Annotated in this window: 23 protein-coding genes and 1 tRNA gene; 15 read left to right on the top strand and 9 right to left on the bottom strand. The window is 57.0% G+C overall.

Annotated features, from left to right (window positions below):
* Positions 1-75 precede the first annotated feature (75 nt).
* From Q0V70_RS04310 to Q0V70_RS04295, 4 genes are read left to right on the top strand one after another with little or no spacing between them, the layout of a single operon-like run.
* Positions 76-1,329, top strand: a complete 1,254-nt coding sequence (locus Q0V70_RS04310) for a hydrogenase small subunit (RefSeq protein ID WP_297588791.1) — start codon at positions 76-78, stop codon at positions 1,327-1,329.
* Entirely contained in the window at positions 1,329-3,071 is a 1,743-nt protein-coding gene (locus Q0V70_RS04305) for a nickel-dependent hydrogenase large subunit (RefSeq protein ID WP_297588788.1), read from the top strand. Before Q0V70_RS04310 ends, Q0V70_RS04305 begins: the two co-directional genes overlap by 1 nt.
* Complete coding sequence (cybH, locus tag Q0V70_RS04300) at positions 3,068-4,402, top strand: Ni/Fe-hydrogenase, b-type cytochrome subunit (protein WP_297588785.1); 1,335 nt, start codon at positions 3,068-3,070, stop codon at positions 4,400-4,402. Before Q0V70_RS04305 ends, cybH begins: the two co-directional genes overlap by 4 nt.
* A gap of 10 nt (positions 4,403-4,412) precedes the next feature.
* The gene (locus Q0V70_RS04295; protein WP_297588782.1) at positions 4,413-5,051 is read left to right on the top strand and encodes a hydrogenase maturation protease; all 639 of its coding nucleotides are present in this window, start codon (positions 4,413-4,415) and stop codon (positions 5,049-5,051) included.
* Positions 5,052-5,065: 14 nt separating this feature from the next.
* Here Q0V70_RS04295 and Q0V70_RS04290 read toward each other — a convergent pair whose 3' ends face one another.
* Positions 5,066-5,452 carry a hydrogenase maturation nickel metallochaperone HypA gene (locus tag Q0V70_RS04290; RefSeq protein ID WP_297588779.1) on the bottom strand — a complete coding sequence of 129 codons (387 nt, stop codon included), beginning with the start codon at positions 5,450-5,452 and terminating at the stop codon, positions 5,066-5,068.
* 23 nt (positions 5,453-5,475) lie between these two features.
* Between Q0V70_RS04290 and Q0V70_RS04285 the strand changes: the two genes are divergently transcribed.
* From Q0V70_RS04285 to Q0V70_RS04270, 4 genes are all read left to right on the top strand, one after another.
* Positions 5,476-6,729 (top strand): nickel-dependent hydrogenase large subunit, encoded by a 1,254-nt coding sequence (locus tag Q0V70_RS04285; RefSeq protein ID WP_297588777.1) that lies wholly within the window; start codon positions 5,476-5,478, stop codon positions 6,727-6,729.
* A gap of 61 nt (positions 6,730-6,790) precedes the next feature.
* The gene (locus tag Q0V70_RS04280) at positions 6,791-7,018 is read left to right on the top strand and encodes a HypC/HybG/HupF family hydrogenase formation chaperone (protein ID WP_295027885.1); all 228 of its coding nucleotides are present in this window, start codon (positions 6,791-6,793) and stop codon (positions 7,016-7,018) included.
* A 151-nt stretch (positions 7,019-7,169) separates the two neighbouring features.
* Entirely contained in the window at positions 7,170-7,556 is a 387-nt protein-coding gene (locus Q0V70_RS04275; RefSeq protein ID WP_297588775.1) for a hypothetical protein, read from the top strand.
* Positions 7,557-7,566: 10 nt separating this feature from the next.
* Complete coding sequence (locus Q0V70_RS04270; RefSeq protein ID WP_282922521.1) at positions 7,567-7,926, top strand: hypothetical protein; 360 nt, start codon at positions 7,567-7,569, stop codon at positions 7,924-7,926.
* A 125-nt stretch (positions 7,927-8,051) separates the two neighbouring features.
* Here the strand turns inward: Q0V70_RS04270 and Q0V70_RS04265 are convergent, their stop codons facing one another.
* The 4 genes from Q0V70_RS04265 to Q0V70_RS04250 all read right to left on the bottom strand — a co-directional run bounded on the left by Q0V70_RS04265 (position 8,052) and on the right by Q0V70_RS04250 (position 15,126).
* Positions 8,052-8,474: an Hsp20/alpha crystallin family protein gene (locus Q0V70_RS04265; RefSeq protein ID WP_282922520.1), complete on the bottom strand. Its 423-nt coding sequence runs from the start codon at positions 8,472-8,474 to the stop codon at positions 8,052-8,054.
* Between the two features lie 231 nt (positions 8,475-8,705).
* Complete coding sequence (locus Q0V70_RS04260; RefSeq protein ID WP_297588771.1) at positions 8,706-9,782, bottom strand: uroporphyrinogen decarboxylase family protein; 1,077 nt, start codon at positions 9,780-9,782, stop codon at positions 8,706-8,708.
* Positions 9,783-9,992: 210 nt separating this feature from the next.
* Positions 9,993-13,652, bottom strand: coding sequence for a cell surface protein (locus Q0V70_RS04255; protein ID WP_297588768.1), 3,660 nt, complete (start codon positions 13,650-13,652; stop codon positions 9,993-9,995).
* A gap of 364 nt (positions 13,653-14,016) precedes the next feature.
* Positions 14,017-15,126 (bottom strand): DUF4428 domain-containing protein, encoded by a 1,110-nt coding sequence (locus Q0V70_RS04250; protein ID WP_297588765.1) that lies wholly within the window; start codon positions 15,124-15,126, stop codon positions 14,017-14,019.
* 285 nt (positions 15,127-15,411) lie between these two features.
* Between Q0V70_RS04250 and Q0V70_RS04245 the strand changes: the two genes are divergently transcribed.
* The gene (locus Q0V70_RS04245) at positions 15,412-16,650 is read left to right on the top strand and encodes an SPFH domain-containing protein (RefSeq protein ID WP_297588763.1); all 1,239 of its coding nucleotides are present in this window, start codon (positions 15,412-15,414) and stop codon (positions 16,648-16,650) included.
* A 177-nt stretch (positions 16,651-16,827) separates the two neighbouring features.
* Here the strand turns inward: Q0V70_RS04245 and Q0V70_RS04240 are convergent, their stop codons facing one another.
* The gene (locus tag Q0V70_RS04240) at positions 16,828-17,376 is read right to left on the bottom strand and encodes a low molecular weight protein-tyrosine-phosphatase (RefSeq protein ID WP_297588760.1); all 549 of its coding nucleotides are present in this window, start codon (positions 17,374-17,376) and stop codon (positions 16,828-16,830) included.
* Positions 17,377-17,554: 178 nt separating this feature from the next.
* Here Q0V70_RS04240 and Q0V70_RS04235 point away from each other — a divergent pair.
* The 3 genes from Q0V70_RS04235 to Q0V70_RS04225 all read left to right on the top strand — a co-directional run bounded on the left by Q0V70_RS04235 (position 17,555) and on the right by Q0V70_RS04225 (position 19,241).
* Positions 17,555-17,631, top strand: a tRNA-Pro gene (locus Q0V70_RS04235).
* Positions 17,632-17,800: 169 nt separating this feature from the next.
* Entirely contained in the window at positions 17,801-19,003 is a 1,203-nt protein-coding gene (locus Q0V70_RS04230; protein ID WP_297588757.1) for a site-specific integrase, read from the top strand.
* Between the two features lie 37 nt (positions 19,004-19,040).
* A complete protein-coding gene (locus tag Q0V70_RS04225) occupies positions 19,041-19,241 on the top strand; it encodes a helix-turn-helix domain-containing protein (RefSeq protein ID WP_297588754.1) in 201 nt (66 codons plus the stop codon).
* Positions 19,242-19,360: 119 nt separating this feature from the next.
* On the opposite strand, the gene dcm is transcribed toward Q0V70_RS04225, so the two are convergent.
* From dcm to Q0V70_RS09650, 3 genes are read right to left on the bottom strand one after another with little or no spacing between them, the layout of a single operon-like run.
* Complete coding sequence (dcm, locus tag Q0V70_RS04220) at positions 19,361-20,245, bottom strand: DNA cytosine methyltransferase (RefSeq protein ID WP_297588752.1); 885 nt, start codon at positions 20,243-20,245, stop codon at positions 19,361-19,363.
* Positions 20,246-20,251: 6 nt separating this feature from the next.
* Positions 20,252-20,635, bottom strand: coding sequence for a hypothetical protein (locus tag Q0V70_RS04215; protein WP_297588750.1), 384 nt, complete (start codon positions 20,633-20,635; stop codon positions 20,252-20,254).
* 47 nt (positions 20,636-20,682) lie between these two features.
* A complete protein-coding gene (locus Q0V70_RS09650; protein WP_366126622.1) occupies positions 20,683-21,612 on the bottom strand; it encodes a zinc-ribbon domain-containing protein in 930 nt (309 codons plus the stop codon).
* 38 nt (positions 21,613-21,650) lie between these two features.
* On the opposite strand from Q0V70_RS09650, the gene Q0V70_RS04205 reads away from it, so the two are divergent.
* The 3 genes from Q0V70_RS04205 to Q0V70_RS04195 are packed head-to-tail and all read left to right on the top strand — an operon-like array spanning position 21,651 to position 23,507.
* Positions 21,651-21,962, top strand: a complete 312-nt coding sequence (locus Q0V70_RS04205) for a hypothetical protein (RefSeq protein WP_297588746.1) — start codon at positions 21,651-21,653, stop codon at positions 21,960-21,962.
* Positions 21,963-22,008: 46 nt separating this feature from the next.
* Positions 22,009-22,935, top strand: a complete 927-nt coding sequence (locus Q0V70_RS04200; protein WP_297588744.1) for a YqaJ viral recombinase family protein — start codon at positions 22,009-22,011, stop codon at positions 22,933-22,935.
* A 5-nt stretch (positions 22,936-22,940) separates the two neighbouring features.
* Complete coding sequence (locus Q0V70_RS04195; protein ID WP_297588741.1) at positions 22,941-23,507, top strand: hypothetical protein; 567 nt, start codon at positions 22,941-22,943, stop codon at positions 23,505-23,507.
* The last annotated feature ends 176 nt before the right edge of the window (positions 23,508-23,683 follow it).

The raw sequence follows: 23,683 nt of genomic DNA, 5'->3' as shown, positions 1-23,683 counted from the left end.
TGAGCTTTGCGAAAAGGCGTCGCACTTTTTTCCCGGTTTTTAGGCTCAACTGCGAAAACGAGGTAGGATAATAGCATGGACGTTGTTGTCCATTTCGATACTACTGAGGGACCGCATATGAGCTATGAGATTAAACCTTGGCGGGCGGGTACGCTCGCAGAAAACCTTGCTAGTGCTGGCGTGAGCCGACGTGACTTTGTCAAGTTCTGTGCCGGTTTGGCGGCTATCTTCGCGGTAGGGACTCCCGAGCTAGCGCACGCCTCTGCGGCACGGACTGCTGGCGAAGAACTGGCCGACAAGCTGGGAGCTATTACGAAACCGAACGTGGTCTGGCTCCAGCTTCAGGAATGCACCGGTTGCATGGAATCTACGCTGCGCTCCGGCGGCACCACGGTGGAAGAAGTCGTCCTAAATCTGCTGTCCGTCAACTACAACGAACTCGTAATGGCCGCTTCCGGAGAAGCCGCCGAAAAGGCCTTGGCCGACACGAACGCGAAGGAACACATCCTGGTCGTCAACGGTTCCATTCCGCTCAAGGACGGTGGCATCTATTGCACCATCGGCGGTAAGTCCACAGAACAGATACTGCGGGAATCCGCTGAAAACGCCACCATGATTCTGGCAGTCGGGGCCTGCGCGGTCTTTGGCTCGGTGCAGGCTGCCAAACCCAATCCCACCGGCGCGGTCGGAGTGGACGAAATCATCAGGGACAAGCAGGTCATCAACGTATCCGGCTGCCCTCCGATTGGGGAAGTCATCACCGCCTCCCTGGCTTACATTCTGACTCATGGCAAAGCCCCCGAACTCGACTCCGAGGGTCGCCCGCTGTTCGCTTACGGCCAGCGTATCCACGACTCGTGTCCGCGCCGCGCGCACTTCGACGCCGGCCAATACGTGCGCAGCTTCGATGATGCCGGAGCCCGCGAAGGCTGGTGTCTCTACGACGTGGGTTGTAAAGGACCTTCCACTTTCAGCCCCTGCCCGATTTTGCAGTGGAACCTCAAGGCCGGTTGGCCTATCGGCGCCGGTCACCCCTGTATCGGTTGCACGGAACGTGATTTCTATGATCGTTTCACGCCTTTCTACCAGAAACTACCTACAGTTCCTGGTTTTGGGGTGGAAGCCACCGCAGAAAAGATTGGCCTGGGTCTGACCGGTGTCGTCGCCGCGGGTGTGGCGGTTCACGCCGGTGTGACCGCCGCTCGTGCTGCCGCCGACCGCAAAGCCACCAAGAACTCCCCGATGGCCGCGTTCGGCGATACCCCCACCGATTCCCCCAGCTCGTCGTCAACAGAGGCAGCTACTGAACAGAACAGCGAGGCTAAGTAATGACAGAGAAAGTTCTCATTGATCCTTTGACCCGTATTGAGGGTCACCTGCGCATCGAGATGGAAACCGAAGGGAAACAAATCAAAAAAGCCTGGAGCGTCAGTACCCAGTTCCGTGGTATCGAAACCATCGTTCAAAATCGCGATCCCCGCGATGTGTGGGCCTTCGTCCAGCGGATTTGCGGGGTTTGCACCTCGGTACACGCCATCGCTTCCATTACCGCGGTAGAGAATGCGATTGGCTCCAACCCGCCGGAGAATGCGCGGTTGATTCGTTCCCTGGTCCTTGGTTCGCAAGAGATTCAAGACCACGTCATTCACTTCTATCACCTGCACGCCCTGGACTTCGTCAACGTGGTGAACGCCGCAAAGGCCGACCCCCAGAAAACTCTGGAGTTCGCGCATTCCATCGGTTCCAAGTGGCGCGGCAACAACCTGAAGCGTTTCACAGAAGTTCGGGACACGGTTCAGCAAGTTCTCGAATCCGGCCAGCTGTCGATTTTCACCGGCGGATACTGGGATCACCCCGACTACCGCCTGCCTCCCGAAGCTGACCTGATGTGCGTCGCCCACTACCTGGATGCTTTGGAATTCCAGCGTTCCATGATTCGCATCAACACGGTGTTCGGCGGCAAGAACCCCCACCCGAACTTCCTGGTCGGCGGCATGGCTTGCTCTATTGACCCGAACTCGTCAGAATCCATCAACCAAGTCCAGATGGATCAAATCAAGACTTGGATTGACGAAATCATCGAGTTTGTCAATGACTGCTACTACCCCGATGTTTTGGCGATAGCCGGAGTTTACAAGGACTACTTCGATATTGGCGCAACCCACCCGAATTACCTCGCGGTAGGTTTGGCCGGGTCCATTTTTGCTGGTGATCCCAATAAGTCCCGTATCTCCTCTGTACACACAGCCATTAAGCCGGGGGTCATCATGGGCGGAGACATCAGCAAGGTTCTCCCCTTCGACCCGCACAAGATTGAAGAGTTCGTCAGCTCGGCTTGGTACGAGTACTCGGTGGGGGACGATAAAGGTTTGACCCCAGACAAGGGCGAAACCACCGTCAAATACACCGGCCCCGAGCCGCCTTTTGAATGGCTGAGCGACAACGAAAAGTACACTTGGTCGAAAGCACCGCGCTATGATGGCAAACCGATGCAGGTCGGACCGGTGGCACGCATGATTCTGGCCTACGCTCAGGGCTATGAACCGGTCAAAAAGCTAGTTGATGGGGCAATCGAAACCCTGGGGATTACCCCGGCACAGCTCAACTCCACGATGGGGCGCACTTTTGCCCGCGCCGCGGAAGCCACGGTTTCCGCCCAGCTGCTGTTGGAGGACTACAACGCCCTGGTTGACAACATTAAGGAAGGCCGGATTGACGTTTTCGATGCCAGCAAGTGGGAGCCATCCAGCTGGCCGGCGCAGTGCGAGGGCTATGCATTCGTTGAGGTCGCCCGTGGCGACCTATCCCACTGGGTCTCCATTAAGGACGGCAAGGTCGAGCGGTATCAGGCGGTCGTGCCTACCACTTGGCTGGCCGGGGGACGTGACGCTAACGGCGTGACCGGCCCTTATGAAGAATCCTTAATGGGTACCGGCACTCACCCGCTGGTGGACCCGAAGGCCCCGCTGGAACCGATGCGCACCATCCACTCTTATGATCCATGCATGTCCTGCGGGGTGCACATCCTCGATCCGGACGGAAAACTGATTGGCGAGGCGGTGACCTCATGAGTACCGAGAGCACTCCTGCCCCGGATACGCTGACCGGCGGCACGGCCACGGGAACCGTGCAGGCCAGCCCGGCTCCCAGCGCGTCCCCGCAGGGACAAAACCAGATTCAGTTCTTTGCGGCGGACAGCAACCAGGCGAACGGTATCGAAGTTGGCGGCGGCTTCAGCTGCTCTGACCTATCGATGCGCCGTCTCTTGGCAATGGCTGCGGTGTCCCCCGAGGGCAGTACTGACCCGGTTGATGTCGCCCTTAAGGAGTCCCTACGTTATCGATTCCGCCACGGCGCCCCGAATGTTGACATTCCCGCTGCAGACTTCGATCCTCCGCACGAACGCCGCTATTCCCTGGCGCGTATCTCTGACATGAAACGTACCAAGACGGGGGAATCCAAACAGACCGTAATCGTGCGCGGCGACTTGGAATCCGTCATGAACGTGGCTCAGCCCAAGCGCGCTCAGCGCACCCTGTTGCGCAAGAATGCCCAGATGGCAGGCTCGCGCGGCTACCGCTGCCTGGGGGTCGCCTCCGCTACCGTGGATGAAAACGGTGAGCTAACTCCATTCCAGATGGAGGGTTTCGTCAACGTCCGTCCGGTCGGCACCGGTTTGCAGGGCGGCGACCTGACCCCCACCACGGAGGACTGGGTCCGCTTGAGCGTGTGGTCCGCAAGCCTGCGTTTCCTGCACTGGCTGAACGTACTGTTGATTGTGATGCTGTCCATCACCGGGTACTACATCATGGATCCGTTCTTTGGCGACACGTTCTTCCGTGGTGTCGAAATCGGATACCTGATGGGGATTATGCGGTTTATCCACTTCACCTGTGCGTTCACCTGGATGGCAGTCGGCGTGGTCCGGGTCTTTATCGCTTTCGTTTCCAAGGACCGCTATATGCGCTGGGAAACGTTCTGGCCGTTAAAGAAAAAGCAAGATTGGAAACATCTGGGCGAAACGTTGGGGTTCTACCTGTTCCTGCGCAAGGAAAGCCCGCTGTACGTGGCGCACAACCCGCTGCAGCAGCTCACCTACACGTCCATTTACGTGCTGGGGGCTTTCCAGATGGTCATTGGCCTAGCACTTTACGCTTTGCCGCACCGTAATGAGAACCTATTCTGGCAATTAATGGCTCTCCCGAATGACTGGATAGGCATTCAACTAATGCGGTTGATTCACGCCGCAATTATGTTCATATTCTGGGCGTTCGTGATTGCGCATATCTACCTGGCTTTCCGGGCAGATTCCCTAGAACGTCACGGCGGTATCTCGGCCATGATTTCCGGCGGTGTGTGGATGCGTCGCACGTCTAAGCCGGTTGACGCCCCCGAACTGTAGAAAGGTTTTGATGGCTCAAGGTGCCAAGCCTGCCGCACACACAGCGGCGGCTCTTTCCGTCGCGGTTCCCCATTCACCAGACGCCCCGGACCCGCTCGATGGTCAGGTTCCGTTGCCGGATATTTCCGACGTCGATGCCACCGGCTGGGCCGGGGCGCGTTTTACCGTCCTGGCGGTGGGCAACCCGATTATGGGCGACGACGGTATCGGCCTCCAGATTTTAGCTGGCCTCCAGCAGCTCCTGCCGACCCGTCCCGCCTGGCAGGCTGCGCAAAAGGCCGGTGAGTTGGCTCTGCTGGAGGGCGGTACCGGCGGCATGGAGCTGGTGCCGGTGGTGCAGGAATCTGAACAGTTGTTGATTCTGGATTCGGTGGCTCCCGGCAACGGGCGCACCCCCGGGCAAGCCCTGCACCTGAGTGGGGATCACGTGCCGCGCCTGCTTTCCATGAAAATGTCGCCTCACCAGGTCGGTTTGCTCGATATTTTGACTTCGGCCCGCCTGACCGGCAAGGAACCTCGCGTTCTCGAAGTCGTCGGGGTGGTCAGTGAAAACGTGGATTTGCGCCTGGGTCTGACCGAGAGTGCCCGGGGCGGTATCCCCAGCGCGGTCGGACTCGCGGCGGAAGTCCTCGATTCCTGGCTCAGCTGAAAACCCCGCGCGGACTAGGAATCCACGGCGCTGTTGGCGTCCGCCAGCGCGGTGTCCCACTGCACCCAGGCGATTTTGAACTCACGCCCGTGAGTCAGGTTACCGGTGGGCATCCCGCATTCCGGGCAAGCCAGGGCAAAAAACTCATCGATGGGCACATCCCGGGCACAACGCGGACAGTACACGCTGGCGGGAATGCTGGTGACTTCCAGCTCTGCTTCGGCGCAGATACTGTCCTGCCGGGCGATGGGCCAGGAACCGTAGAGCGCTTCGGGAATCGCCCCGGACATGGTGCCAACCTCGAGCGCGACCTTTTCAACTCGGGTAACCTGGGAATCAGCCTGAGCGGCCGCATTTTCGACCGCCGCCACCACCGAAGTTAACAGCCCAAGTTCATGCATAAATCAATTGTCTCAGGAGAATCATGAAAATCAATCTTGACGAAATCATCGACCCGATGGAGGGACGCATCGTCGTCACCCACGATTCTTCCGGCCGCCCGCACGCCCGCTTTGACCTGCAGGGCTTGCCGCGGGTTGATGCCATGTTGGAAGGCAAAACCGCGCTCGAAGCCCTGACAATGACCGAGCACCTGTGCGGAATTTGCCCGGTCGCGCATCACTTGGCCGGGACCCGGGCGCTAGATGCGTTGAGCGGTTTACCCCCGATTGTTCCCGCGGCGCAGCTCACCCGCCGACTGCTGCACTACGGTTCGATTGTGGAAGCCCATTCGTTGCGGTTTTTGATGCAGGACCGTGACGCCGGGGTGACGCTGAAACGGGTGTCGAAAAAGATGCTGGTCGCGGCCGGTTCGCCGGGTCATTTTCCGGCTACGGCAGTACCCGGCGGGGTCAGCGTGTGGCCGACTGCCCCGGCCTTGTGCGACCTGTCCGCAAACCTGGCCGCGGCGCGAGACACCGCCGAGCATCTCTGCGATTCGGCGTTAGCGCCCCACCTGGAACCGGTCGGGACCGGCGACTTCGACGGAGCGGACGTGGCGCTCATCGATGAAAACGGCGCCCCGGACGTGTTCGGAACCAAGGTCAGAGTGGTGCGGGATACCAGCACGATAGACGAGTTTGATTTTTCCCAGTGGAATGAACGGGTCACGGAGGAAATTCCCGGTTCACCTGCTCCCCGGCCATACTTGCGGGCTGACGGACCTGAAAACGGACGCTACCGGGTCGGGCCGGTCGCCCAGCTTTCTATTGGTACTTTGCCCACCTCGCGGGCGGCGGCAGCACAAGAGCGGTGGCTGGCTGGTGCACGCGACGCCGCCGGGGCTCGTGCCATCATGACTTTGCATGTCTTGGAACGCACCGAAACCCTGACCGAGCAGCTCACTGAACTCGTGGAGGGCAGCAACATGGGAGAGCTCGTGGACCCGGCCACCGTGCAGTTCACTCCCGGCAGCGGGACCGGACTGGTAGACGGGCCGCGCGGCATCCTCGCCCACACCTATACCATCGGAGCCGACGGCACGATTCAAGCGGCACGGATCCTCACGCCCACCGCCCAAAACGAACCTTGGCTGGCACAACTGCTGACCCAGGCTAGTGCCCTGGACCAGGCACAACAGGCCGGCGCTTGGGAACAATCCATTCGCGAAGCCGACCCCTGCCTGCCCATCAGTTCCGCCCCTGCCGGCCAGATGGGACTGAAAGTCGAAAACGTCTAGAATAGGGGGAGCGGGAGCGTTTCGGTCAACGATTCGCGTCCCCCGGTGGAAAGGACCCGTCATGTGCGTAGGAGTGCCCTGCCAGATTTTGTCGATTACCCCCGGCGTGATGCCGATGGGACGCATCGACGTGGCTGGTCAAGTGCAAGATGCCTGCATGGCCTACGTTCCCGAAGCGCGGGTGGGCGATTATGTCCTGATTCAAAACGGGTTCGCGATGAACCTGCTGACCGCTGAGGAAGCTCAGGAATCTCTGGATACCTGGCGGGAACTCGGCATGATTTCCTAGCGTTTCACCGTTTTGGCGCAGTCCAGGGCGCCGGCCGTGGTGAAATCAGGATTAGCGTAGCATATCACGAGAGTGTCGATTTTTATCAAACTTAGGCGCACCTGTGTAGAATAAATGCTAGGTTTTACCCGCACTCAAGTAAGGATTCATAATGGCATGTTTTCTGGTTCCCACCGCTGAAGCTGTCGCGGTGACGGCTGTGAAAAAGCATCTCGCTCATAAAGCCAAGACCGGCGAAGCCTCGGAAAAGTCCGCGCGCACCCTAGTGTTGGTTCGCAAATTGAACTGGCTGACGAACCTGCTGTGGGGCGGGGCTGTGCTGTTAATGTTTGAACACTTCTGGCATGGCGAAGTCGTGCCGTATTTCCCCTTCCTCACGGCGGCCGCCAACCCTGAAGATGCGCGGCAAATGCTCTTCGAGATGAGTACTGTCGGAGTCGGAATGGCCGTGCTGGTGACGGTCGTATGGGCAGTCGGACTCGCGGTCATTCGCGCCACCGAGCGCCGCGGCGTCTCCGAGATGAACCCGAAAGCGTAAGGGGTAGGACATGACCCTATTGATTACTCTATTTGCCGCCATTGCCTCGACCGCGTGGTGGTATTCCCACGCTCCGCAATCCAAGATGCGGGTAGACCTGCTGTGCTGGATGTACTGGGGAGCTTCCCTGATGTGGATTGTGGACTTGATTTCTGAATATATCTCTGACGGTGTAGAGGTGTTCAACCCCGAGCCTCTCGATATGCTCAACGATACGTACCTGGGCCTGTTTGTGGTGGCCTTGGGCGGCATGATTTGGGCGGTTTACTTGATTGTCAAGGATCCGCGTGGCGTGCGTCCCCCGCTGGATGCCCCGGTCACCACCCCGGAAACCTCCGCTGAAACGAAAGATTCGGTTTCTGTCGGCTAGTTTTCGGTAGCGAGACTTTCTAAAAATTCGACACTCTCCCCGGTCAAGCACTTTGACCGGGGAGAATTATTTTTCACAAGGGCGGGGCCGGGGTTTCCCGGTTTGTGGTGCGGTCCACCCCGCCGTTAGCTTTCGATGACCTTGTCGGCGTCGCCGCCCACCGCGACTTGAATCTTGCGCGGCTTGTTCTCTTCGGCGACCGGAATAGTCACGGTCAGGACTCCACCTTCATACGAGGCGGCAATCCGGTCCACTGCCAAGCCGTATCCCAAGGTCAGCTGGCGAGCAAAGGTCCCGGCAGGACGCTCGCGATTCAGCCAGTGCAGATCCTCACCCTCGGTGGGTTTGCGCTGGGCAGAGATAGTCAGGGTGCGATCCTCGACATCGATGTCAATAGTCGCGGGGTCCACACCAGGCAGGTCCACGCGAGCGATGAACTTGTCGCCCTCGCGGTACAGATCCAGGGGCATCGCCGGGGTCGCCGGTGAGTGCATCGCGGTGTTGAACATGCGATCAATTTCAGCAAACGGGTCACGATAAGTAGCCATGATTTGTATCCTCCATGTTGTTTTGCAGTTTGGGTTGTTTTTCAGTTTTCAGCTGCGGTCCCGGTTTTTTCCGGTTCCATTCAGTACAACAACCAGATTAGCACTCTTATTCCCAGAGTGCCAGCTTAACTTGATACGTATAGACTCAACTTTGATTTTTTAGACACGTATACGCAGGTAGACAGCATAAATTAAGCTGAGGAGAAATCTGGCGAGAGCCGCCGCAAATCGTTAAAACCGGTAGTCGTGGATAAAATCGACCAGCCGGTGGACCTCGGCGGGGTCCGATTCCGGATCCAACCGACCCGCCACGTTAAAGATGTGGGCAGACGCGCTCAACCCAGAATCCAGCACTTGGCGTGCCGCGTCCCGCATCTCATCACCACCGAGCAGAATGAGGTCCGGGTCGAGGTTACCTTGCAAGACTTTGCCCGGCGCAATGGCGGCCGCCTCCGCGAGGGTCAGCTCCTCGCCAACACCCAGCACATCAACATAGGGGGCGACCGAGGACAGCAAGTGTTCAGCACCAAGGCTGCAGGAAATCCGGGTGATGTCGTCACCAAACTCGTTGAAAATATCGCGCGCGTAGGATTCCGCCAGGCACGCGTACTCCCCCTCCGTCAGCGTCCGCACCCACGGATCGACCAACTGAATCACTTCAGCTCCCCCCCGCACTTGTGCAGCCAGGAAATGCCGCACCAGACTCGAAGTCCAGCCCATCAGCCGCTCCCAGTTACGCGGCTGGGACTGCATAAAGATGCGGGTCTGCAGGTTTTGCGGGGCGCTGACTGAGCCTTCCACCAGCAGTGACGACAGTACGAAAGGCGCTCCAGCAATGGCGATGAGGGCTTTTTCCGGCGCGAGTTCGCTGCGCTGCGCCCGACTGACAGCCTCGACCCGCGACCAATCAGGGTCGGGCAGAGCCAGAACTCGATCCACATCCATAGTAGAGCGCAAGGGGCGCAGGGGTTCACCGTTGGGAGCAATCTGGCGCGCTAGATCAAAACCCACCAGCCGCAAGGGAAACAGCACGTCAGAAGTACACAGGGCGGCGTCTACATCAAATTGCTGCACCGGGGTCAACGCGGTGTTTACCCCAACTTCAGGAAGCAGACAATAATCCACTTGTTCGCGTCCGCTCAAATCCTGCCAATTGTCGGGGTGCTGAAACACGGACTGTCCCAAGAACCACACCGGGGTGGAAGCGGGACGTTTTCCGCGGTAAGCCTGGCGGATAGGGGCATCTATTTTTGCCGTTGCACTAGGTGTGTCTGTTGAGTTCAAAAGGTTTCCCTGGTTGCTTTCCACGGTCGTTTTCCCTCTCTTTGGGGTTAAGTGTAGCTCGCCAGGCCAAATTCCACGCTCATTATCGGGAATTTATCCCCTAAAATGCTGACACTGCTTGATGGGGATAGTTACGCGATTAAAAACCATCAGCGGGAGCCTCACCGGAGGTTCCCGCCCATGGTCATACCGCAGAGAGCCAGTCTCTCGATTTATGCAATTATGTTCAACCGATTACTCCTGGTCGAGCTTGCGACTGCGCAGGCTGAACCATATCCCCAATCCCAACAACAGGACAGCGAGGGTGCTGATAACGGACACCGAGTACACGCCCGTGCGAGCCAGGGTACTGGGCATCTTTGGCTGATTCGGAGTGGTCGGAACCAGGGACGGAGTCTCGGTCACTCCCGCCACCGGGGGCAGCGGGGCTTGATTGCCACTGTTCATGTCCGGGGCAGGTTGGGGATATTCCTGGACTCCCGCCACCGGAGGCAGTTCCGGACTGGGGTTTGGAGCGATGTTTTCAGGGGCAACAGGAACGGGGAAGGTTCCACCAGGAGTGGTCCCGCCAGGAGTGTTACCTCCGGGGGTATTTCCGCCAGGGGTATTTCCGCCGGGGGTGTTGCCACCGGGAGTGTTCCCTCCGGGGGTATTTCCGCCACCGTTGTCGGGCTTGGTGATGTCGACTTTACCGGTGCTGGGCTCGGAGGTCTTGGTTTTCTCCGGGTCTTGCGGGTCGGGATAGGTCACGGTTACCTTGATGTCGCCGGTCTTGGCCTCAGTCGGGGTTCCCGAGATGACGCAAGCCGTGCCTTCCTTGTTCAACTTGATGGTCAAACCGGCGGCTAGACCCTCCGCGTGGCACTCCAGTTTGGCGATTTTTCCGGAGTTATGGACCGGGACGTCCACCGGCGTAATCGGTTTGTCAGTTTCTCCCTTCACGTCCGGGACAGTCCCGACGGTCGGGGCCACAGGGCAGCCATTGGCGTCAACCTTAGTGCCGTCCGGAGTGCCTGGGCAGTGGTCCTCACCGTCTTTGGGTTTGTTCGGGTCGATTGGATCATCCACACCGTCATTGTCAGAATCCTTACCCTTGATGGTGACATTACCGATCCTGTCGATAGAGCCAGCCGGATTGTTTTCATCCTGCGGGGTGTATTTGACAGTCACGGTGTAGGTGGTGCCAGCCGGAACCTTCACGGTCGGGGTGCCTGAAATCACGCACCCACCCTTCGCTTCGTCATAGGCAACGGTCAAGCCCGCCGGCAAATCATTGGATTCGCAGGTGATATTGGCCTTGCCGGGGTTGGTAACCGGCACCACAACTTCAGTGATGGGCTCGTTTACCGTGCCGTTGATGGTCGGGGCCGCACCCACAGTCGGGGCTACGGAGCAACCGTTGTTGTCAACATAAGCGCCAGCCGGGGTGCCGGGGCAGTGGTCCTCACCGTCGCCGGGATTGCTCGGATCCTCGGGATCGGGCACGCCGTCTCCATCGCTATCGGGTTTGTCAGAGATAACGACGCTACCATTGCTGGTGGCGGAACCGCCCTGGTACGCAACATCAACCTTCAGACCGTCTTGGTTAAGAGCTTTGTCGGGAACAGTGTCGGTGCTTACCACGCACTTATTGTTTTCCCACTTGGCGGCCAAGCCCAGGGGCAGATCCGTCGAGGTGCAGCCCGAAACGATTTTGTCCGGGTCAACGATGGTGATCTGAACCGGGTTGATGGCATTGCCCACAGTGCCGCGCACTGCGAAGTCGTTCACAGTGGGGATGGCACAACCGTCTTCGGTCACCTTGCCTTTGTATCCATTCGGGGTGCTCGGGCACTTGTCTTTGATATCCGGCACACCATCGCCGTCTCCATCGCCATCGGTAGCGATGAAGTTCGCGGTGGTTTTCGCACTGGTTCCGTCGCTGTAGGTGACGATGACCGGCACGCCAGTTACGCCTTCCTCAGTGGGAGTGAAGGTGATGGCACCGTTCCCGGCGGCCGTGCCCTTCTCAGGGGCGAAGTTCGTTGCCGAAGCCTTGCCGTCCTTGCCCAGTCCGTTGTACGGCTTGTGCTCCACCTCAGTAGTGGTCACGTCGTCAAACGTGGGAGGCTCGGAGGTAGCGGCCTGGCCGACTTTAGTATTAGTGTCGGTGTAGTTCGGCTTGTAGCGCTGCGCCATGGTGCAGCCATCCTCGTCCACCGCAGACCCAGCCGGGGTGTCGGCGCACTTGTCTTTGTCGTCGGGCACACCGTCTCCGTCAGCATCCTTCGTCTCAGGAACCGCCGTGAAAGCATCCATTGCCAGCGGGGTATCGATACGTGTTCCATCAGCGGCAAAAGCGTAGAGCTTTGCGGTATAGGTGGTCTTACGCTCCAAGTTTGCAGGAACTGGCAAAGGACAGGATTGCAAATCACCCATAGCGTTGGGACGCTGCTTCTCACAACTGCCACCGGGTACGACCTTACCCTCCGCACTCCACTCGATTTGGTACATTGTGGAGGCATCCCAAGCCTTCGGCAAACCGGTGGTGGTTGTGCCGGCCGTCTCTCCACGCTTTGCCAAGTTATCGGTTGTGTTGTAGGGGTTTACGTCAAAAACAACGTATTCGGGGTAAAGCGCGAAATTTACGTCAATGAGCCTATTCACCAAGTTAGTCGCTGGCCAACCCGCACTGGACAGAGAATCCGCATAACCTTTGAAAGCATTGTTATAGAAAGGGCTAGTTTGGGCAATTCCCGGATGGTTTTCTATAGAGATGAACATCCAATCGTCATTAATGTGCTTAGAATGTTTAGTTCCCAGCACCCACGAGCCTTTATTCGCATCGGCCGCGAGAGTGCCACACATTTTCTTGTCAACAAGGCCGCATTTTACCTTATCAGTAACACCATTACCCCAAGTTCCCTTGAATTGCAGGGCATACTCACCATTCGCATCCGTTTTCGTGGTTGCGGTTTCCGCAATCCAGTTATTCACGCCTTCTTCGGCAATCCGGTCTTTAATCCATGCCTGCATTGAGGCTTCATCTTTTGGCGTCCAGATACCGATACCACCCGCCCGAGGGGTCTTACGGGCAATCTTTTTGTACTCAGTCATGATGCGTTGGACAGCAGAGTCCTTCAGATAGGAACCAGTTACTGTTACGCCCGCAACAGCTTTGTCCTTTTTAGGGTTGAAATTAGTTACGGTTCTCCAGTTCTGTCCACCCGGCAATTCAGAAAGGTTCCAGTACACACGACCTGCAACATAGCCAGCCTTCTGTTTCGGACCATTGTCGCTGGCTTCGGAAAGATGCATCAGAGTGGAATCCACCCTTTCGGAGTAAACGAAACGCAGCCCCGTCACCTGATCGGGAGCGATTAGGTTTGCTGCACCACCGGCAGTGTCCATGACAATACCTTTTGGTCCAACTTGAGAATGGTTCCAGGACCACAAAAGTTGATACTTGTTAGTGTCAGGATTGACCGTCCAGACCCGCCACTTCTCGCCTTCGGGCAAGTTTGGGTCGGCATCAAATTTGGCCACCGCACCGTTATCCTTCTTGAACTGCTTCATTTCAATCGCGAAAGAACCGTCAGTCCCCGAGGTTGTCGTATAAATCGGAGAGGTAGAGCCGTCCTTTTCTGTCCACTGCGCATAGACACGGACACCAGACAAGGGAACGCCGTAGCCTTTTTCAGGATTAGGAGCCTGCCAGAGATCTCCACCCTGCTGCTGAAACACAAAACCCGAAATTGAATGGTGAGCTTTAACTGAGGTCGTGGCCTCAATCGCCCCTGTAGTTACTGGGTCAGTGGCATATGCGCCTGCTGTTCCGGCAACCAGCGTCGAGAAAACCAAAGAAGCTGCCCCGACATAGGCGAGTGCGGCTTTCGTCAAATCTGTCTTACGCACGTTTTCTTGCCTTCCTGTAGAAACATGTACTCGGAAACTTTATCCCTGTCACGATATTATCCCAGCCATTACCCAGAATAAAGACAGGATTTAATAAGGTTTACCTTATCTACCATTTCCCCATGTAGACGCAGTTTAACTCGTGCTACTATAGCTATATTTGTACTTACAAACCTGTAAGCAAGCTGATAATTTTCCCACTTTCCTGAAATTAGCGTGAGAATTTCCCAGCTCTTCCCGCCGCTACGCGAGGTGAAGGGGCTGACCCGAGGTTTGCCGAGGGCAAACCAACGGGGGCCTCCTCGCGGAAGCCCCCGTTGAATGCACGATCCTCACTCCATAGGTTCGCTTCGCATCTGGGATTTCAATAGACTTTGGTGCCACAGCTGCCGCAGAATTGCCCGTCTACCGGGGCATTACAGGCGGGGCAGTTTGTCGGATGCGCGCCCTGAGCTGGCGCCCCGCCCATTTGGGCGCCCATGCCCTGCGGGGGAACTGCCCCCATCTGGGGCTGCTGCATTGGCATCGCACCGGGCATCCCGGGCTGCATCCCCGGCTGCGCCATACCCTGCTGGTGCATACCCATGCTCCCGGCCATCATGCCGCCCGCCATAGGAGCCATACCCTGCTGGCCCATCATTCCAGGCTGGCCCATCGGCTGGCCCATGCCCGGCTGCATACCGGGCTGCATCGTCCCCATGGGTTGGCCCATCATGCCCGGCTGACCCATCGGAGCCCCCATGCCGCCAGCACCGGCACGGAGCTGGGCGAGAGCCTGAATGGTTTGCTGCGCCTCCTGGAGCTTTTGCATATCGTTACCCGCCCCAAAGAACGAGCCGCGCAACCGCACTTCGGGCCAGAACCGGTTGGTGGTGCCCACCACCATGGTGATGTCCGTCACTTCGGAAGGCATTCCCGCATCGTTGATTTGATTGCCGATGGAACGGAAGTACTGAGTCATTCCCGAACCGTTGACGAACATATTTGCTGATTGAGAGTTCAGTTCGCCGCCCATCGCCCCCATCATTCCCATGTTGCTGCGGTGTGAACCCTGAGAATCGCGATCGTACTGATCGGGGATACCATCGCCGTCCTCATCGTCCGCGATGGAATCGTAGTGAATTTCCGCATAGAAATTCCCCAGTTCGTTAAAGGCAAATACTTGGGCGTTACCCTGCTTGTAGTCGCGCCCAATCTTAAACCGGAACCAGCCGTGGGTGTCGTCAAGTTCCAGGCAACCCCCGGTCCCAATCGAGCGGGTAACTTGGAACTGGGCGGCACGATCTTTGTTTGCCTCACGCAACGCCAGATGTTCGTTCACGTCCGCGACGGTGCGTTGCTTCCACCCCGAGGACAGGTCAGACAATTTCTTCTTGCAATCCCCGCACAGGAAGCCGTCTTGCAACTTTTGTTTGGTGAGCATTCCGGCCTTTTGAGAACACAGCGCGCATTCTTTCGCATCAAATAAACCCATGATTTCCTCCTTGGTATTGACTCCCACTGCGGGATTCTCCACCCCTATGCTTACAGCGCCGCCGCCCAAAACGAACACCCAAATGGGTGAAAACCCGAACGCACCACCCTTGTGACCGCTCACGCCCTCCTGAGAAATGCCCGGTCGACACGAAACCTGCTGAGTTTTCACCCTTTTGGGTGTTAAATCGTCTAGATTTTTAGTGAAAGCTAGAGACGAATCAGCCGGGTAGTCAGCGAGGCGACCCGAGTGGACTGTTGAAAACACCGACATTAGGAGGAAAACATGGGCTTGATTCAGGCGGCAGCAGGCGCTATCGGCGGAACTTTAGCGGATCAGTGGGTGGACGCCATCGCAGCTCAAGACATGGGGGAAGGCATCGTCTTTACCAAGGGCGCCCAGATGCGCCAAGGCGGGCGCGGGTCTAACAAGCGCGGCTCCGAGGACATCATTACGGACGGCTCTAAGCTGCTGGTTTACGACCGTCAAGCCTTGCTGGTTACTGATTCGGGCAAGATTGTGGACTTTTCCACCGAGCCGGGCGCGTACACGTTTAATTCCGGTTCGGCGCCGTCGCTGTTTACCGGGAACTTGGGAGATGCGCTGAAAGAGACTTGGAATCGTTTCAAGTTCGGCGGCACACCTTCCGGGGCGCAACAGGCCTTTTACGTCAATCTGCAAGAGATTAAGGGCATTAAGTTCGGCACTCCTAACCCGGTGCAATACTTTGACAATTTCTATAACGCCGAGCTGTTCCTGCGCGCGCACGGCACCTATTCCATTCGCATCGTCGACCCGCTGAAGTTCTATGCCGAAGCGATTCCGCGTGATGCGACGCACGTGCATATTGATGAGATTAAGGAACAGTACCAAAACGAGTTCCTGGAGGCGTTGCAGGTTTCCATCAACCAGATGAGCGTGGACGGAATCCGCATTTCCCAGGTCACCTCCAAGATGAGCGAGCTGTCGAAGTACATGCGCGACGCTTTGGATGCCGAGTGGCTGCAACAGCGCGGTATCGAGGTTCAGGCCGTTGGTATTGCTTCGATTTCTTACGATGAACAGTCGCGCAAGATGATTGATATGCGCAATCAGGGCGCGATGCTCCAAGATCCCACGATTCGCGAGGGATTTGTGCAAGGGTCCGTGGCGCGCGGTATCGAGAACGCCGGGTCGAATCCGGCGGGCGCGGGTATGGCCATGATGGGTGTCGGCATGGGGATGCAGGCCGGCGGCGGTTTCATGGGGGCGGCTTCGGCTTCGAACCAGGCGCAGATGCAGGCTCAGCAGCAGGCGGCGCAGCAGGCTCAGCAGGCTGGTGCGGCGGGTGGCGCCGGCACGGCCGGCGCGACTTGGGCTTGCGATTGCGGGGCGCAAAACACCGGCAAGTTCTGTTCTAACTGCGGTAAACCACAGCCGGCGGCCCCGGCTGGGGGCGCCGGAGGCTTTTGCTCGAACTGCGGGGCAAAACTCCCCGACCCGAAACCAAAGTTTTGTGCAAATTGCGGAAACGCATTGAGCTAACGGCATCCGCCGTTAGCTCAAGAGAGCGTTTCCGTAACAGTGTGAGACCGGCATAAAAGCAATGTCCAGTGGACATTGCGCCGGTCGAACTCCAAGCAGAAAAGACGCATTGGGTCGGCGTACGCCGTTAGCTCAATAGAGCGTTTCTGTCACAGCGTGAGACCGGCAAGCCGGGCCCTACCGGGCTTCTGCCCCTCCGGCCTTGTGCCAGCGCAACAGACCCTGAGCACCAGCCTCCACGACCGCCAAAGTGCGATAAAACCCGTCCTGGTTCCCATACCAGGGGTCGGGCACGTCCGCGTGACCTTCGGAAGAATACTGGTCGGAATACCCTGGCGACGATTGCAGATAATCGCTGATGGAGCCGAAAGGCACGGTGCCGTCGAACTCCCGCCACAGGTGCAGTTTGTCGGCGCTGACCCCGGCGGAGGCCATCATGCGTCGCAGAATGCGGGCGTGACCTGTCGTCATAGCCAGCACAAGGTCGGCCTCGCGTAGTTCCGCGGTGGTGGCGCGGTGGGCGAAGTGGCGGGCGGGCAGGGTATATCCGGCTTCGCAAAGGACTTTTGCCGCGCGCCGATCCAGACCGTGGCCGTGCTCTTCGTCCGAGGTTCCTGCCGAAGATACGCGCAGGTCAAGCCCCTCTCGCTGGGCAGTTTCGCGCAGAACGATTTCAGCCATCGGGGAGCGGCAGATGTTGCCGGTACAAACGACGAGGATATTCACGGGTCGATTGTATCGAAAGCCGCGAACCTCGCGCTCTAGGGGCGGCTGGGCCACCTGCGCGATGCTTGCCAGCGCATCGCAGTTTCGGGTGGGACTCATGGCGCGGCGCGGATTTTCGGAGCGGCTGCGATTTCTGATATTTCGGTTCATCTGTATAATTGAGGGGTTGCAAAACGCACGGGGTGTGGCGCAGCTTGGTAGCGTGCTTCGTTCGGGACGAAGAGGCCGCGGGTTCAAATCCCGCCACCCCGACCAGGGCAAATGCCCACAATATCACCAAAAAACCGGCTTAAATCCCCAACACGGGAACGTCCAAGAATGACCAAAAATGGTGTAGATTATCCATGAAATGGCTAGACCAATGGCTAGACCAATGGCTAGACCAAAACCCCAAAAATTAGACACCCGAAAGACAAAAATTCTCATGCCGAAACAAAAATATCGCACCTACGGAACAGGCAGCCTCTACTACAACAAAAACAGAGACCTCTGGATCGGGACACTAGAAGCCGGCTGGACTGCGAAAGGCACCCGCAAACGCATCACCGTATCCTCACGAGACAAAACTAAAGCCCGCAAAAAACTCGACAAAGCCCGATACGAACTCCAACAAGCCCGGAAAACCCCCACTACAGACCCCACCCTGAAAACTTGGGCCGTAACCTGGCTAGAACAACGCAAGCACCAGGTTCGTCCAGCCACCTACATAGCCGACCGGTCAGCCATCGAAAAATATGCGATACCCCTTCTCGGCAGGCAGCCTCTCAGCCAGCTCCGCCCCTCCCACATCAAAAACGTTGCCAACACTGTAATCCAAGACGGCGGCTCCCCCTCCACCGCCGAACGGCACCAGACCACCATTATCGCAATGCTCAAAGATGCGAAACGTGAAGGCTACCCTGTGCCCGACCCTGTGCTGCTCGCCCAAAAAACCCACCGCGCCCACTCCACACGCACCGCCATACCTTTAGACGACGCGATAAAACTGTTACACGCCGCAGCCCAAACCCCCGCCGGGGTCCGTTGGGTGCTAGCCCTCCTCCAAGGGTTGCGGCAAGGCGAAGCCCTCGGCCTCACCTGGGACAGGATAGATTTTCGCAACGGGACTATTGACATATCTTGGCAGTTGCAGGCTCTCACCAAATCCACAACCAAAAAATTTCTTGCCCCGGACGCATACGAAACCATACATTTGATAGACGGCTACCATTTGGTGCGGACCAAAACGAAGGCCGGTATGCGTATTGTTCCGATGGTGCCGTGGGTTGCCGCCACCCTCAAACAGTTGCAAGAAACTACCCCGCCGAACCCGTGGGGGTTGGTGTTTACTAATAAGGATCGGCCTATCTCGAAACGGCACGACCTACAAGAATGGAAACAGCTCCAGATTTTGGCGGGGGTGCATAAACCAGACGGCACCCTCTATGTGACCCACGAGGCCAGACACACCACTGCTACGCTACTGCTTGAGGCTGGGGCGCAACCGGACACGATACAGCAAATCATGGGACATTCTGATGTGGTTGCCCAACAGGGCTATAAGCATGTTTCGACCGATTTCGCACAAAAATATATCGAGATTCTTGCCACCAAACTCCAGATAGGGGATTCTGCCCCCACACGGTGACACACGAAAAACAAGCCCCTCCCCGGAAGGACGATTCGTGGAAACCGTAGTGAAACAAGAATGGGTGACCCTGCCGCAGGCGGTAAAGATTACTGGCTGGTCTAGGCAAACTTTGACCCGCGCCATGCACACAATCGACCCCGAACAGCACCTCAAATTCCACCAGTTAGGGCAGCGGGGACACTACCGGATACGCAAAACTGATCTTGACGAGTGGATGGAACGCTACAGCGAATGAACATCACACAGTCAGAGAATATTCTGACCGGCACAGTTGAGTAGCCAGGGCTCGTCCGATACGGTGAACCACTCCGACCACCAGGGCGTTGCCCATGCAAAAGGCCCGGTTTCCATCGGTCATGCCGGTGTCTGTCCAGCCTGTAGGAAATCCCTAACTAAAACATCACCAAGAGTGCGGCTAGGCCCGTCATAGTTTTCCTGAAACTTCACAGTGGTGACGTGACTGGCCTGCATGATACCGGCCTCAAGAAAAGGGGAAACCTTTAATCCCTTCCCGAAGTCACGGCTAACCTTGTAAGGGTCGGGGTCGATATCGAACTCGCTGTACTCGCCTTCAAGCCTCGCCGGGAACGCATCGGGGAAAATCTTGGTAAACAAGGCCCCATCCTGCCTACCGGCAAGCTCAGCGAAAATAAACAAACGTTTACGCCGTTGCGCAAACCCATACTCGCCACTATTGACCATCCTCCAACTGACGCAGTATCCTTCCCGGGCCAGAGACGACAGGATAATCGCAAAATCACGACCCCGCTGCTTTGCAGGAGATTTTAAAATACGGTCAACATTTTCTAACAGCACAAAACGCGGCTTTTTCATCTGTAAGAACCGGTGAATCTGCCACCACAAAACACCCTTCTTGCCCTCGATACCGCCCGAAAAGGACAGCGGTTTTGCCACGGAATAATCCTGGCAAGGAAAACCACCCACCACCAAATCAACATCAGGAATCTGCAACCGGCCCGCCTGGGCATCATCCAAAACGGCCGCAATATCCCGATTGATAACACTCCCCTGCCCGAAGTGGGTTTCGTAACACCGTGCCGCGAACTGGCGAGACACACTACCTGGCGGCTCCCACTGGTTAGCCCACACCACCTCAAACGAGCCAGCCGCAGGCAGATGTTCGGGCGCGATTTTGTCTCCCGTCCAGCCTTCCAGACCCAGACGGAAACCACCTACGCCCGCGAACAATTCCGCGACACGAACAGTAGACTGTCCCACAGGTTGTTAGTTTTCGTTCTCGACAGTTTCGCCGGTCATGGGCCCTATGTCGGTCAGTAGAGAAACCCACCGGCGACGCTGCCCCCCACTAGTCCAATACTCGCCGTCATGACGCCAAGGATTACCCTCAGCATCAAACAATGTAGTGCCCTCACCAGGTTCGGTAGGGATATAAAACTTTTTCCCTGTAGACAGGTCGGTGAGAACTTTTTTGCTACCAATCAGGTCACGCCAACGGGTCACAAAAACCGGATGCCCCTCACGGTAATGCAGCCACATACGTCCAGAAAGCCGTTGGGAAGAACCAACCTGCGACAGGCAGATAAACATGTTGTCGTCCGTGTCAACGACCGTAGTACCGATATAGGGTTCGAGTAGTTTGTATTCCATAAAAAGTGTTTCTCCTATCAAACGAAGATGTATTTTTTCTTCGCACCTCACCGTGTGGGGGCAGCCTCGGTTTTCATGAACTGGCGCAACACGCTCCTAGCCCCGTCAGGCAGGGAAAGGGCATCAATCTCACTGCCGGTCATGCGCCATTCGTCGCCAACAATCTCCAACCCGATAACATTGCGTTTCGCATCCAAATCGATTACTAGCCCAGGGTGGGTGCGGGCTTGGAAAACAAACACCGCGTTGCGGTCAGGCAAAAACAGGCGATACGTTTTCTTGTTGCGGTATTGGCGGGTCAAATGAGCCTCGCGACACTCTGTACACAGTAGGTTTGCCGCAATCCCCTGCCGGCTCATAGTCCGCTCATAATGTTTCTCGCATTGGGGACACACCCACAACAGGGCACGGTTTGACTTCACAGCCACATCCCGCATAGATAGTGGCGAATCTGGGGCCACAAACCGGACAAGTTCAGGGAAAAACGTGTCGGCACTATTCACCCCCGGTTTCACCCGGAACGAAGCAAACCCAGGATGGCTTGCCCCTTTACGGACACAAGACACACACAAGCCGGTAGATGCCACCATCGACTGTACGGTGCGAACAAAATGGTTCCCGCACTTTTTGCACACCCACTCTTGCTCTTTAGCTGAACCGGACATAAGATTCACCGCCAGGCTAGGATCCGCAAGCTGGCGGGCTATCTCAGGATGCGTGGTGGCAAGATCTGTTTCCCCCCGCACAGGGTGGCGTCCAGAATAGGAACATTCCGGGCAATATTTGCGAGACTGTTTCGGGGGGTTTTCGAATCTCGCCCCGCATTGGGCGCATTTGGCGTCGTCCCGTTTTTTTGTCGCCCACAAAGCCTTGTTACAGTCCACACATAGCCTGTTGGAACGCAAATATTGTGCTTTCGGACGGTAAAACTGGCGTCCGCAATCTAAACAAAACCAAGTATCGCGAGGTCTAACCATACCTGCAACCGTGTGGGGTGCCCCACACGGTGAACCGTATGACGGAAAGTAAACAAAAATTTGGGCTACTCACCCGACTGTTGACCTCGCGGGAGGAACGCCAGCCACCAGTCCTACCCATCCCCCAAACCGGGGACACCACGAGCCTGTTAGGTGAGGCCGCGACCATTATCGCCACCCTCATTGATACTGCCCAGCGGGGGCTCCCCCATGCTGAATTCCCGGTTTATGAGGTGGGGTATAGGGATGGGCTGACCGAAGCATACTCGGTCATCACCGACCTAATCGCTCTGGTAGACGGCCACGAAAACTCCCCCCACACGGATACGGGTAAGGAAACAAAAATATAACCCCCACCCCGAAAAGGTGAGGGGACACACAGAAAAGGTGACCATTATGGACGCACGAATGATAAAAATGTTCCCCGCCGGCTCTATCGAATGGCTCGACCAGCGGCGCAACAAAATCGGAGGCTCAGAAATCGGAGCCATCATGGGGCTATCCCCCTGGAAATCCCACTATGCGCTATGGCATGAAAAAAAAGGTGCCGCCCCAAAAACCATGAACCCGGTACGGGCAGCAATCGGACACGGCCTCGAACAAACCGCCGCAAACCTGTTCGAGCAAGATTATCCCGAATATCGGACAATGCGAGGCGGCTGTTGGCAGTCAAAAACCCGCCCCTGGCAGATAGCCGAACCCGACCGATTCATCACCCCCACCGACAGTCGAAAAAAGATTGGCATTATCGAAATCAAAACAGTCGAACCGTCAATGATTTGGGTATGGGGCGACCCCGAAGACGGTAGCGACGCTATCCCGCCCACCTATTTCGCACAAATCCAATGGTATCTCTCCACCCTCGGACTCGACTTGTGCTACCTGGTGGCGATCATGGGGTATAACACGGTCAAATATTATGAGATACGCCGAGACGAACAGTTTATCGCTCAGGCCCTCAACGCCGGACGGGCCTTTATCGACTCCCTAACTAGCGGGGTTGAGCCCGATATTGATACGACCGACTCTACCTATGAAATGATCCGCCAATTGCACCCGGACATTCACGAGGGTGAAAACGTGGAAATAGACTCCGGCCTGGCGAAAGACTGGGTTGATGCGTTGGAAGCGTCGAAACAGGCCGACCGGCGGCTGGTCGGGGTGAAGAATCGTCTTGCCGATTTTATGGGCTGTGCCCAGGCTGCGACCTTCAACGGTGCGAAAGTCGCAAAGAGGCAGGCTCGCGGTGACGCTGCCCCGTTCGTCACGACCAACCCGAAGGGTGTGTCTGAAGCCCGTATCCTGCTAGAGGCGAGGGCCTAAAAAGTATGGTTGCGGACGGTGCGCTTAGACATGTGGTTGGGGTAGATTTGTCCCTGACCTCAACCGGTATAGCCGTTTACGACACTAAGCGCGGAATGTGGAAATTCCACAACCCGAAAACGGTCGGACACCGGCAAGACACATGGATGCAACAAACCCAGCGTATCTATACGCTCGCCAACCTTATCCTCGGCACCATATCTAACCATGCCCTGGTGGTAGTGGAAGGACCGTCCTACAACTCGGTATCCACCTCAGTTTGGGAACGGGCCGCACTCTACTATCAACTCACTATCTGGCTACAAGAACTAGAGATTCCGATAGCGGTCGCTGCACCAAAAACGTTAAAACTGTGGGCGACCGGCACCGGAATGGCGGGGAAAAAATCTGTCCAAAACGTTGCCGAACAATTCGTGGGACGAAAACTGGCTAACAACGATGTGGCTGACGCGACCATACTCGCCCTCATGGGGATGCACCGTTTAGGGCTGATTAACCCGCCCGGAACATGGCGGGGAAAAACTATCGACCGTATCGAATGGCCAGACGGAGAGTTGACGTTATGGCGGTGAAAAAAACGAGCAAACCTAAAGGGGCACCAGACGGCGAGTTTTGGTTTGATGTTCCCCCGGAAGCGCCCGCCCCAGCCAGGGCAGCCGCAATATGTTTAGCCATCCTCGAAATCACGAAAACAGTCAACCTAGACGATTTAGAAAAAAAACGGGGCGACCCCAGCGTTTCCGGCATG

Source organism: uncultured Mobiluncus sp. (assembly GCF_947087965.1).
GTDB lineage: Bacteria > Actinomycetota > Actinomycetes > Actinomycetales > Actinomycetaceae > Mobiluncus.
Note: the sequence above shows the minus strand (reverse complement) of the source record. Positions and strands in the feature narration are given on the sequence as shown.